This window comes from Gaoshiqia hydrogeniformans, from assembly GCF_049347105.1.
GTDB lineage: Bacteria > Bacteroidota > Bacteroidia > Bacteroidales > Prolixibacteraceae > Gaoshiqia > Gaoshiqia hydrogeniformans.
Map to the genome: position 1 here is coordinate 3,497,019 of NZ_CP186334.1, position 12,208 is coordinate 3,509,226.

Below are 12,208 nucleotides of genomic sequence, written 5' to 3' on the forward strand. Positions count from 1 at the left end.
GATCGCAAATAACATGTTGTCAAGCCAGCTTGTCCTGATTTAAAGTAAATTTAAACAGGTAGGCCGTTCGGGGAGATTAATCACTTAGTTGTCAGTGAAATGTTCTTTTCAGGTGAAGTCCGAATCCAACTGAATTTTTCCTGAGTTCGCCAAAATCTGCCGCCAATTGGGCCGACAGGGTATACGGCCGGTTTTTGCCTGTCAGGCTTAGTTCGCAGAGCGAAAAAAACTGCTGTTTCATGTCGTCGTACGGATTTTTCCAGGTTCCGAAATTACGGGAATAAGTGAGCATGCTTTTCCATGCAAGCGACCGGCCAATCAGGAAGCCTTTGGCTCCCAGATGAAAAACCGATACCCGGTTGTTTTCGAAACCATCCTGAACGCCTTCGTTGGTGATTGTTAGCGGATAGAATAAGGGTGTTCCCATGCTAAAACCCATGTGCGAGAATCCGGTGTGATATACGCCGTGGTTAAAGTAATTATCCATCCCCCTCATGCGTTCTTCTTTGGGCCCGGTAATCTGGTGCCGGTCGCCGCTTTGATGTTTGGTGTACATGTATTCAAGCAGCAATTCGTCGATCAGCGTTCCTGTTTTCTTTTTTTTCAGGTAGATCGTATAAATGTTGTCGCGCAGGTTGTCGAATTCCATCCCCGAGTGGTCTTCATAGGGGTGATTGAAACGAAATTCCAGCAGGTGGTTTTCCAAATTTTTCTCAAAGGTGACCAGGTAACTTCCCAGGTGGTTGCCGGCAACATTGATCTGGTCGGTTTCCAGAAACTGGTCATTCCCGTTTTGTCCAAAAATGTAGCGAAAATAATTTCTCAACCCGGTCGGGAGCTGTTCTCCGTCGGGAAGTGTTCCTCCCCAAAAAACATAGTGGTTGATTCCCAGGGTTAACCGGCTGTCGTGGCTGGTTAAAAAACGAATGGCATAAGAACGGTGGTGCAGGTGCGGCTTTTCAACGTAGCGCTCGTCGTACAGGATCCCTTCGTCGTATTCGGCTTTAACGCGAAACCAGCTTTTGGCAAAAAAAAGCGGGATGAAACCGGATGTTGAAAGGCGCATTTTCGGGTAAGGCCGGTAGTTCAGCGACCGGGTGATATCGCCGTTGGTTGAGGAAAGACCGCCTAGTTGCAGGTCCTCAGCAAATGCTCCGGCTTTAAAGCTCAAAATATGGCCTGATAATCCGGCCCAAGCCTGGATAATTTTGGGGTCAAGCTCTTTTGGTTGTATGGATAACGCCAGTTGGGTTCCGTAATTCAGGTTCAGGTTCTCATTTAGCTGATAGTTTCCCGATAAACTGAACTCAGTTAGTTCCTGCCAGCTGGCTTCGGGCGAAAACCGGCCCAATTGGTTGTGAATTAGCCAAAAAGGAAGTTCATCCCTGTTTCCCGCGAGGCCATAAACGCGCAGACTTACTTCGGTCAGTTCATTTTGTGCAAGTGATAAGAGGGTATTACCCCATAGTAATAGCAGGCAAATTGTTTTCATCGCTTATTTTCCTGTTTTCTGAACCATAAAAATAGAAAAATATGGTTAACTACAAGTTTAGATTCATTATAGATTACCGTTTGGGTGAAAAATTTTACCTGGATTTAATGCTCAGATATACAATCAGATATGCCTGTTTTGATCATTTGATCACCAATTCATACAAAAATGTATTTTTTTACATATCAATATAAATAGATATTTTTGGCTGAGATTTTTGCAGTTCAAATTAACGCATAATTTAAAATCTGATCGGAATGAACAGATCGGTCATTATTGTAATAGGAGGGGTCATTGTTGCCCTGATTTTAACAAATGCTCTTCACAAAGAGGTTTACTATAACCTGAAGCTGGAAAAACTGAAGCAGGAGTACGCGATTAAACCGGTTCCTTCGGCAGATCACTCGAAGTTTGAAATTCTTCAACAGGAATTTAAAACGCCGCAGGATGTCACTGAAGCCTGTATCTCGTGCCATACCGAACGGCACAAAGAGATCATGGCTTCGGCGCACTGGAACTGGGAGCGGGTTTCTTATGTGGAAGGCCGTGGCATTGCCGCTGCCGGCAAACGGAATGTGATCAACAACTTTTGCATCGGGGCGCAATCCAACGAGCAATCGTGTGCCAAATGCCACATCGGTTATGGCATGACCAACGACCACTTCGACTTCAACAATGCGCGGAATGTCGATTGTATGGTTTGTCATGATAACAGTGATGAATACCTGAAAGGGACATCGATGGCCGGGTTTCCTGACCGTTCGGTTAACCTTGCCAAAGTGGCGCAAAGCGTGGGACAGCCTACCAGGCACAACTGCGGGAGTTGTCATTTCAACGGCGGCGGCGGAAACAACGTGAAACACGGCGATCTGGAGCAGGCCCTGCTGGCCGGTTCGCGCGATGTGGATGTACACATGGCCGTTAACGGCATCAACTTGGAGTGTACGGCCTGCCACACCGCCGAAAATCACCAGATTTTAGGAAAGATGTATTCGGTATCGTCAACCAATACCCAGCGGGCTACCTGCGAACAGTGCCATACGAATACGCCTCATTTCGATCCGATCCTGAACCGGCACAACGCCAAAGTCTCGTGCCAGGCTTGCCACATTCCCGAATATGCCAAGGTTAATGCAACGAAAATGGCCTGGAAGTGGTCGGAAGCCGGAAAACTTAAGGATGGACAACCATATCAAACCGAAGATGAGACGGGCAACCACGATTATATGACGATTAAGGGATCGTTTAAGTGGGAGAAGAACGTAAAACCGGATTATGTGTGGTTTAACGGAACTGCCGGTCATTATTTGCTGGGAGACAAGATCACTTCGGAACCCCTGGTGATCAATCCCTTAAACGGATCGCACGACGATGGGGTATCGAAAATTATTCCTGTAAAAATACACCGGGGCGACCAGATTTACGATCGGGTGCATAAAACCCTGATCCAACCGAAACTATGGTCGGATACCAAAGGCGACAGCGCTTACTGGATGGACCTGGACTGGGACAAAGCGGCAGCCGCCGGAATGAAAATAATCGGTCTGCCCTATAGCGGAGAGTACGGTTTTATTGAAACGGAAATGTACTGGCCGGTCAACCATATGGTTTCGCCAAAAGAACAGGCCGTGTCGTGTGCCGAATGTCATACCCGTTCTGCAGACGGCCGTCTGGCCGGATTAACCGGTTTTTACCTGCCGGGACGCGATTATAACAAGCCGCTCGATATTTTCGGTTTCCTGCTGTTCTTTGGTTCGCTGGCAGCGGTTGTCATTCATGCCGCCGTTCGGATTATCGTCTCCATTAAAAACAAGCAGTATGAAACCAAAATTATTGACTACGATACCGATAATTAACCTGAAGTGACAGTTTCAACCCAAAAGGAGTATCATGAAAAAAATATATATCTATCAACGTTTTGAACGTTTTTGGCACTGGTCGCAGGCCATTCTGATCATCTTTCTGGCCCTCACCGGTTTTGAAGTGCACGGCACCTTCCATATCCTGGGTTTCGAACAGGCAGCCCGGTATCACCGGGTGGCTTCGTGGATACTGATCGTGTTGATCGTTTTTGCCATCTTCTGGCATTTTGCGACCGGCGAATGGAAACAATATTTGCCGACAACCAAAAAACTGAAAGAACAGTTGCTGTACTATTCACTGGGCATGTTTAAAGGAGAAAAGCACCCGACAAATAAAACCGAGCTGAGCAAGCTTAATCCGCTGCAACGTTTGGTTTATCTCGGATTTAAGCTGGTATTGATCCCCCTGACCCTGATCTCGGGGGTGTTTTACATGCTGCATAAAACCATCGACGAGAATAATGTGGTGATCGTGGAGGATATTCCGCTGGGAACCATTGCTTTTTGGCATACACTCGGCGCCATGCTGCTGATGGCTTTTCTGGTTGTTCACGTGTATATGACCACGACCGGGCATAGCCCGACGTCCAACATCAACGCGATGATTACCGGTTACGAGGAACTGGAGGACGAGAATGACGAACCGGAAGAAAATTCAACAAAGATCAATCAACCTGAAAAACAATAAGATGATGAAGCCAAGACCGTATATGAATCCCTACCTGGCAGGTTTTCTGTTGGGCCTGCTGCTGCTGGCGACCATTTATATCTCGGGACGGGGATTGGGTGCAAGCGGCGCCTTTAAAAGCATGATGGTAGCCGCTGTTCAGACCGTTGCGCCCGAACATGCCGAGAATAGTTTGTACTACAAGGAATTTGCCGCGAATAACCCGGGAAGCCCTTTGCGCGACTGGTTGTTTTTTGAAGTGATCGGCGTGATGATCGGCGCTTTTTTTTCGGGCGTGCTGGCTAACCGCGTTGGCTTAAAATTTGAAAAGGGACCGCGTTCGAGCAACCGGGCCCGTATTATTGCAGCTATTCTGGGCGGAATCCTGTTTGGTTACGGTTCGCAGTTGGGGAGGGGATGTACCAGCGGGTCGGCCTTAAGCGGAATGGCCGTGATGTCGTTTGGCGGAATTATCACCATGTTTGCCATTTTCGGGTCGGGCTATGCCTTAGCGTATTTTTTCAGAAAACTTTGGATAAAATAGAATATCATGGGACCAATCGTACCTTACATCATATCAGACGAATTTAACCTGATCATTGCTTTAATCATCGGGATCGGATTTGGCTTTATCCTGGAACAGGCCGGATTTTCTTCCACCAAAAAACTGGTTGGCGTGTTTTACGGTTATGATTTTACCGTGCTGCGTGTTTTTTTCACAGCTGGCGTAACCGCCATGATCGGGGTGGTTTTGCTCAATCATTTCGGAATTCTGGACGTCCGGTTAATCTACGTCAATCCCACCTTTTTGCGCTCGGCCATTATTGGCGGAATCGTGATGGGAGCCGGATTTATTATCGGCGGTTTTTGCCCCGGAACCGGTGTTTGCGCCGCTTCCATCGGTAAAATGAACGGGATGTTGTTTGTTCTTGGCGGCTTCGTGGGCGTATTCCTGTTTATGGAAACCTATCCGCTGATCAAAGATTTTTACCTGGCCGATGCGATGGGGCCGCTAAAAATGAATGAACAACTCGGATTGTCGACGCCGCTTTTTGCTTTTTTAATGACCGCCGTTGCGCTGATGGCTTTTTATTTTACCTGGAAAATAGAGAAACGCGTCCGGAAAAGCAGTTACCACACCTCTAGAATATGGGTGTCGCGTTATGCTTTTGCTTCCCTGGTCCCTTTTGCGGTAATTGCCGTCATCTTTATTTTTCCCGACAGGGAACAGCTGATTGCCAGTAGAGTAGCTGACGCGCAACGTCAAAAGAAATGTGTTTTTCACGAGATCACGGCAGATAAATTGGCCGATGAAATTGTCAATCATTATTACGAACTGAATGTGATTGATGTCCGGTCGCCCGAAGAATACGAGGTTTACCACCTGCCGATGGCCATTAATATTCCGTTTGAAGAGCTGACCGACCGAAAATGGGCACACCTGTTCAAACAAAAAATGAAAACAAATATTTTTTATGCCGACAGCGATACCCTGGTGAAAATGTCGTGTTTGAAGGCCCGTTTTGTCGGAAAGTCACGCAACCTGATCCTGAGGGAGTCGGCACACGAGTTTCATCAACTGTTTTACGAACCGGCGCTTCCGGAGATGACCACTGCCTCCAAACAGGAAATTAATGAATATCATTTCAGAAATAAAGCGGCCCGCGATATGGATGCCCTCACCGAAGCCTTGAAGAATATCGGGAAACCGGTGACGATGGAAGTGAAAGTGGCCTCCGGCGGATGCAGTTAGCCGTTGTTGCATGTTGGGGACATAAATGCCGGGTTTATTCAGGATTTGTAGATTGTAAATAGATAGATTGAATTTTCAGCCTTTCGACTTCAGCAATGAAGTTGAAAAAGCTGAAAATTCGTTTTGTACGAATCCGGCGATCAACTGAATCTGCTAGGGGATTGTCAGTTTGTCCCCCCTGAAAAGACAATTTCTACGAAGTTTTTTTTGCTTTATCCCGATATCTTTGTCCGAAGAAACACCGGTTAATTTTTTAATTAAATGAATAACCTAATGAAACTGTTTAAAACTTTTGCATTCCTGATGCTGAGTGCATCACTCCTGATGAATTCTGCGTGCAAGCAAGTTGCTCCCGAAACAACAAGTCCGCTGCAATGGGCTATAAAAATGGCCGATTCGGATATGAAACGCAACCCCGATGCGTCGATGCTCGATTTTAGCCCGAAACCGGTCTGGAGCTACACCCAGGGCCTGGTTACCCTGGCCAATCAACGGCTGGCTGCCGAAACCGGCGATCCGAAATATTACGAATACGGCTTGGCTTATGCCGATAAAATGATTGATGACGAAGGAAATATCGCGACTTACAGCATCGAGAAATATAATGTCGACCTGGTTAATTCGGGTAAAATTCTGTTCGAAATTTATGAGAAGACGGGCAACGAAAAATACCGCAAAGCCATCTTTTTGCTAAACAGCCAGTTGGAGACTCACCCGCGAACAAGCGAAGGCGGGTTCTGGCATAAACTGATTTATCCGCATCAACTCTGGCTGGATGGGGTTTACATGGCCGATCCGTTCCATGCCCAGTTCGGGGCAGTATTTGATCATCCCGAGGCGTTTGATGATGCTGCCAACCAGGTGTTGGTGGTTCAGAAAAATACACACGACAGCATCACCGGCCTGAATTTTCACGGATGGGACGAAAGCCGCGAACAACGCTGGGCAAACCCCGAAACCGGCCGTTCTCCCCACATCTGGGGCCGCGCCCAGGGCTGGTATTTTATGGCAATTGTCGATATCCTCGATTTTTTACCGGCCGATCACCCCAACCGCGATGCTTTAATCGGCATATTAAACACCGTTGCCGAAGCGGTTGTAAACGTGCAGGACGACGAAACAGGCGTCTGGTACCAGGTGCTGGATCAGGGCGGACGCGAAGGAAATTACCTGGAATCGACTGCTTCGTGCATGTTTGTTTATGCGTTGCTGAAAGGCGTGCGTATGGGGTACCTGGATGCGTCGTACCTGGAACCTGCGAAAAAAGGATTTGAAGGGATCCTGAAAACCTTTATCCGTGAAAACGAAGACGGGACCATCTCCCTGACTCAATGCTGCGCTGTGGCCGGTTTGGGGGGAACACCTTACCGCGACGGTTCCTATGAATACTACATTTCGACGGTGATTCGTGACGACGATCCCAAGGGTGTCGGCCCTTTTATTATGGCAGGCATCGAAATGCAGAAAGCATTGGATAAGTAGATATAGAGAATAGAATTATGGGAAAGGGTAGATGCAGTTTTTGCATTTACCCTTTTAAATTTTCGGCTGAACCCGAAATGTCATCTCCGAAACCTGCGTTTTTGATCAGTCGGCGGCTGTTTTTTACCGGACGGGTTGCGGAGTGGTTGTCGGCCCGTACACAACCAACTTATCCGGTTTGTTTTCTCCGTCTTTTTCAAAGCCGCAACGGTCGAGACAGGTTGTCCGCGGTTGTACTGATTTCCCGCTTTTATGCGAATGATAAACAATATACATCTGCCCCGAATTGGCTGTAAAAAATGAATGGTGGCCGGTGCCAAAAATGGTTTTTCCATCGCCGTTCAGCACCGGGTTGTTTTCATATTTTCTGAACGGCCCAAACGGCGATTCGGAAACGGCATAACCCACCGCATAATCCTGGCTCCGGAAATGATTGGCCGAGTAGGATAAATAATACAGGTTATTGTGTTTCAGTACAAACGGGCCTTCAGCGACCCGGGCGACCGGTTCTTTTGCTGTTCGTTCCCAAGGCTCCGACGCCCCGAAACAACGGGTCAGGCTTTCTTCTTTTATACCCGACAAGTCGTCCTTCATTTCGGCCATCCAGATTTCGTTACCCCCCGTAAAGCGTACAAAATACAGATACATTTTACCATCGGTGTCGACAAACAGGTGCGAGTCGATTTCCTTGATATCCGGGTGAAGCGGTTGTTTTTTCTTCTGGATAAAGGGGCCAAGTGGCGACTCGCTTTCGGCAATGGCCAGGTGTTCCATCACCGAAAAGAACATGTAGAATTTTTGGTTCAGAAAATAAACTTCGGGCGCCCAAAAAGAATGGTGCCCCCACACATCGGCCGAATCGAGGGCAAAGCCGTCGTTAACGCCAACTGCGTCCGACCAGTTCGCCAGGTTGTCCGACTGGTATACGCGGATTCCTTTCCCGCCGCCGGTCCCGTAGAGGTAATATTTTCCGTCGTGGTTCAGAATATACGGGTCGGCGCAGTCGGGTACCAGTCCTTGCAGGTTGTTGTAAACGTTTTCCGTTTCCACATCCAGCAATTTTCCGGGATCGCCTTGTTCCTGCATCCAGCGAAACAATTCTTCCTTCATCCGGTCGATCACCGGTTGCATTTTTTTATCTGATGCCAGGTTTTTCAGTTCCCACGGATCGTTGGTTGTGTCGTACAGCTCAAATTCAGGCCGGCTCAGGTAACGGTCGACCCAATATTTTGCAGGTTCGCTGTTTTTTGCATCTCTCAGCCAGGCGCTCCAGTAGTTTCCGGCCGGGTTGGTATTCATCAGGTGTTTTTCGTAGTAGGTGGCTTCCGGGCTCAGATTGACAATAAGTTTATAACGGTCGTTGCGGATACTGCGGATCGGGTAGGGCGTTCCTTCCGGAACATTATTGTGCACGCCATATGCCCATTCGCGGTGTGTTGCTTTCTGACCCAGTAATACAGGCAGGAAACTTTTTCCGTCGAAATTTTCGGGAGTTTTATTCCCGGTATATTCCAAAAGCGTCGGTAAAACATCCTCATACTGAAGCGTGGCCTCAGAAGTTTTTCCCTTGAGATATTTTTCCGGTGTCCGGATGATAAATCCGCTTTTTTGGCCGTAATCCCAGTTTGTCCATTTCCCGCCGGGAAACTGGGGCCCCTGTTCGCCGCAAAACATCACCAGTGTTTCGTTTTTTTTGCCGGCGAGTTCAATGGCTTTCAGCACATCGCCAAACTGCCGGTCAAGTTCAGCGATCTCTGCCAGGTATTTCGCAAAAGCGGCCCGGGTTTCTTCGTTATCGACAAAATGAGGCGGTAATTTGAGTTTTGCAGGATCAAACTTCGAAGGATCGCCCACGGTCCAGGGGGCATGAGGGTTTGTACTGCAGATAAACAGGCAGAACGGCTGCTCCCGGTCGCGTTTCATAAATTCGACAATCCCGCTGGTGGTATAATCGGCTGTTTTGCTGACACAATCGGGTTCAAACCCTTCCACTTTTTCAAAGGGGTACACCGATTCCGGACGAAAATGGGTTTTGCCGGTCAGTCCGACGCGGTACCCGATTTCCGTAAAATAATGGACGGCACTTTTTATTTCGGGTTTTGTGGCGGCGTGATTTTTATATACTCCGTTTTTTACCGGATACAAACCGGTATAAATTGAAGCCCGGGTGGGGCTGCACATGGTTGTTGACGAAAACATCCGGTTGAAGCGGACTCCCTCTCCTGCAAAACGATCGATGTTCGGAGTTTTTACATTTTGGCCGCCGTAACACCCCAGTTCATTTCGGGCCAGATCGTCGGCAATAAAGACCACAATGTTGCGCTGGTTTTTCCGGGTATCTCCGCGTTGTCCGGCTTTACAGGCAAAGGGTGCGAGACAGACCAGCGACGAAAAAAGTAATTTTGTGCTATCCATATCCTTATTTTTTATTGAAAATATTCCATTCTTTGGGAGGAACAAAACCTTCGCGCCCTACGTCGTAAGGGAGAACTTCTCTTTCCGGTTTGATCGAATCGTATTTTACGACCTGTTGCATCAGTCGTTTCTTGACGTCAGGATATTCCCCGGAGAGGTCTTCTTTTTCGTACGGATCATCAATCAGGTTGAACAAAATGTCCCCGTCTGATTTCATTTTAGGATTAAGCCCGGCACGGATGATCTTCCAGTCGTTTTCGATGAATGCGCCGCAGCCCAGGTAAAACGAGCGGTCGGTCTTTTGCTCTTGCCCGTCCAAAACGTCCAGGATGCTGATTCCGTCGAACGGGGCGGGAGCCTGGGCTCCCGGAGCTACAATCCCGCAAATGGTCGGGAAAACATCAACGAAGCCGGTCAGTTGGTCGATGGTTCTTTGCCCCTTGAAACGGGCAGGCCAGCGAATAATGGCGGGAGAGCGCACCCCTCCGTCATATTCCTGGAATTTATGTCCGTGCAGCGACCCGCTTGATCCGCCGCCTGAACCTTCGTCGGCGCCGTTGTCGCTCAGAAAAAGCACGAGCGTGTTATCGTCGATGTCCAGGGCTTTCAATGTTTGTAAAATGTCCCCGATTCCGCGGTCCATGCAGGTTACCATGGCGGCGTAGGTTTGTTCGCGGGTATTCCCCTGACCCATCGAAGCTTCTCCTTTTTTATTCGAAAACGAGGGTTTCGATTCATCGTAACCGTATAACTTCAAATCTTCGGTTTTTGCCTGAAGCGGCGTGTGCGGGGCGTTGAAGGCCACGTACAAAAAGAAGGGGCCCTCTTTGGAATATTCGCGGATACACCGCACCGACTCGGCGGCAATCAGGTCGGTTGCATAGCCCTTATCGTCGCAGGAGGCCTCATCGTTGTGCCAGTCGGGTTCGCCGTCCCGCTCATGGGTAAAGTAATCGATGGCGCCGTTTAAATGACCGTAAAAATGGGTGAAGCCATTGTTAGTCGGGTAATATTCGGGGCGGGAATGCCCGAGGTGCCACTTTCCGATGATGGCCCGGTTCCGGTAACTCTGTTCTGCTAAAAATTCGGGAATAATGGTATTGGAAGGCTCCAGTCCAAAATCGCGCCAGGGCGGGATGACCGTTTCGCGGATTCCGAAGCGGTTGGGATACATGCCGGTCAGTAAGCCGGCGCGTGTGGGCGAACATACAGGGGCTACATAAAACCGGGTCAACTGAATACCCGTTTCCGAGAGCCCGTCGAGATTCGGGGTTTTAATCTGACTGTCGTGAAAACCCACGTCGCCCCATCCGAGGTCGTCGGCGAGGATGATGATGATGTTCGGTTTGTCGGGCGCAGACGAGTGCCCTGTACCGAAGAAACTTAAGGCCGGGACGAGTCCCAGCAAAACCGGAAGGAAGTCTTTTTTCATTCCATTTTAATTTAAGCTGTTGCTGAAATCCTGCGCTTCATCGTCGCCCGGGATGGCATAATCGGGATCTTTGGGCCGGACGACAATGTCCCCGTTTTCAGTGTCTATTTTCATCGGCACCAGGGTTAACCCCTGCCGGTTGATTGTTTCTGCTTTTTGCGTGCTGATGCCGTGTTGTATGACCTGTTCAGGCGTTACATAATCGCCGTTTAAAAAGGCCGTGCACCACCAGTTTCCCTGTTTATCCTGAAAAATGGTACCGTGTCCCAGAAAACGGCCGGCAAATTTACGCGGCCCGTACGGGCCTTCAATGTGGTCGGCCGTGCAGTAGTATAAGTTATAGGACCCGTGCCGCATGATATCGGTAGACCAGGCTGTTCCGAACAGGACATATTTACCGTCAATTTTCAATATAAAACATCCCTCGTGTCCCATTTTCCGGTTCGATGGAGCAACAGAACGTTCCGGCCCCGAAAATCCGCTGAGGTCATCTTTTAACGGAGCGATTTTCGTACAGCCCCACACCAGCCATTTCGACCCGTCGTCATCTGTAAAAACCGAAGGGTCGTGTTTATGCGCGAAAGCCGCACCGAAAGGTTCCCGAAACGGGCCTTCAGGTTCGGTTCCGCCTGTCGCTATCAGATTTGAAAATCGCAGCGAACTGGTAAAAACGGCCACCCATCTTCCGTCGATAAAATAAATTTCAGGAGCCCACAGGTGCGGGTCCTTTTTCATTTCAGAAGCTGCTTTTGCCAATGAGTCCTGCATCCAGCGGGAATCGCCGAACGACCACAGAAGTCCTTTTTCTTCCCAGTTCCGGAGGTCTTTGCTTCGCCAGATTTCCAGGCCCGGTTCGTTTGAGCTGTGCCACAGCCGGGTGCACGTGAGGTAATAATAGCCGTCGGGTCCGAGGGTAATAAACGGATCGCGCATCCATTCATCCATGACGTGAATGGCTTTGTTTCCGGTTTCGCTGGGAGAAAACTCCGTTATTTTGGCTTCGGAAGTTTTTTTTGCATGGTCGGAGGCCTGACCTGAGGCCGTTATTAAGAAACAGGAGATCAGGAAAAATTTCAATTTTATTCTCATCGGTTTTTTCAGGTTT

The 12,208-nt window shown here is 48.7% G+C and carries 9 protein-coding genes; 5 read left to right on the forward strand and 4 right to left on the reverse strand.

The genetic code is table 11. The features are described from left to right. Positions 1 to 91: 91 nt before the first annotated feature. Positions 92 to 1,492 (reverse strand): capsule assembly Wzi family protein, encoded by a 1,401-nt coding sequence (locus ACOIT5_RS14155; protein WP_423126807.1) that lies wholly within the window; start codon positions 1,490 to 1,492, stop codon positions 92 to 94. A 257-nt stretch (positions 1,493 to 1,749) separates the two neighbouring features. Here ACOIT5_RS14155 and ACOIT5_RS14160 point away from each other — a divergent pair, with 257 nt between their 5' ends. From ACOIT5_RS14160 to ACOIT5_RS14180, 5 genes are all read left to right on the forward strand, one after another. Beyond that, positions 1,750 to 3,348, forward strand: coding sequence for a tetrathionate reductase family octaheme c-type cytochrome (locus tag ACOIT5_RS14160; RefSeq protein WP_423126808.1), 1,599 nt, complete (start codon positions 1,750 to 1,752; stop codon positions 3,346 to 3,348). A gap of 34 nt (positions 3,349 to 3,382) precedes the next feature. Beyond that, entirely contained in the window at positions 3,383 to 4,042 is a 660-nt protein-coding gene (locus tag ACOIT5_RS14165; protein ID WP_423126809.1) for a cytochrome b/b6 domain-containing protein, read from the forward strand. After that, positions 3,990 to 4,565: a YeeE/YedE thiosulfate transporter family protein gene (locus ACOIT5_RS14170; RefSeq protein ID WP_423126810.1), complete on the forward strand. Its 576-nt coding sequence runs from the start codon at positions 3,990 to 3,992 to the stop codon at positions 4,563 to 4,565. The genes ACOIT5_RS14165 and ACOIT5_RS14170 overlap by 53 nt, the downstream gene beginning before the upstream one ends. A gap of 6 nt (positions 4,566 to 4,571) precedes the next feature. After that, complete coding sequence (locus ACOIT5_RS14175) at positions 4,572 to 5,774, forward strand: YeeE/YedE thiosulfate transporter family protein (RefSeq protein ID WP_423126811.1); 1,203 nt, start codon at positions 4,572 to 4,574, stop codon at positions 5,772 to 5,774. A 273-nt stretch (positions 5,775 to 6,047) separates the two neighbouring features. Continuing rightward, positions 6,048 to 7,256, forward strand: coding sequence for a glycoside hydrolase family 88/105 protein (locus tag ACOIT5_RS14180; protein WP_423126812.1), 1,209 nt, complete (start codon positions 6,048 to 6,050; stop codon positions 7,254 to 7,256). Between the two features lie 123 nt (positions 7,257 to 7,379). On the opposite strand, the gene ACOIT5_RS14185 is transcribed toward ACOIT5_RS14180, so the two are convergent. From ACOIT5_RS14185 to ACOIT5_RS14195, 3 genes are read right to left on the reverse strand one after another with little or no spacing between them, the layout of a single operon-like run. Next, positions 7,380 to 9,671 carry a family 43 glycosylhydrolase gene (locus ACOIT5_RS14185; RefSeq protein WP_423126813.1) on the reverse strand — a complete coding sequence of 764 codons (2,292 nt, stop codon included), beginning with the start codon at positions 9,669 to 9,671 and terminating at the stop codon, positions 7,380 to 7,382. 4 nt (positions 9,672 to 9,675) lie between these two features. After that, complete coding sequence (locus ACOIT5_RS14190) at positions 9,676 to 11,103, reverse strand: arylsulfatase B (protein ID WP_423126814.1); 1,428 nt, start codon at positions 11,101 to 11,103, stop codon at positions 9,676 to 9,678. Between the two features lie 6 nt (positions 11,104 to 11,109). After that, positions 11,110 to 12,192 carry a family 43 glycosylhydrolase gene (locus ACOIT5_RS14195; protein WP_423126815.1) on the reverse strand — a complete coding sequence of 361 codons (1,083 nt, stop codon included), beginning with the start codon at positions 12,190 to 12,192 and terminating at the stop codon, positions 11,110 to 11,112. Positions 12,193 to 12,208 lie beyond the last annotated feature (16 nt).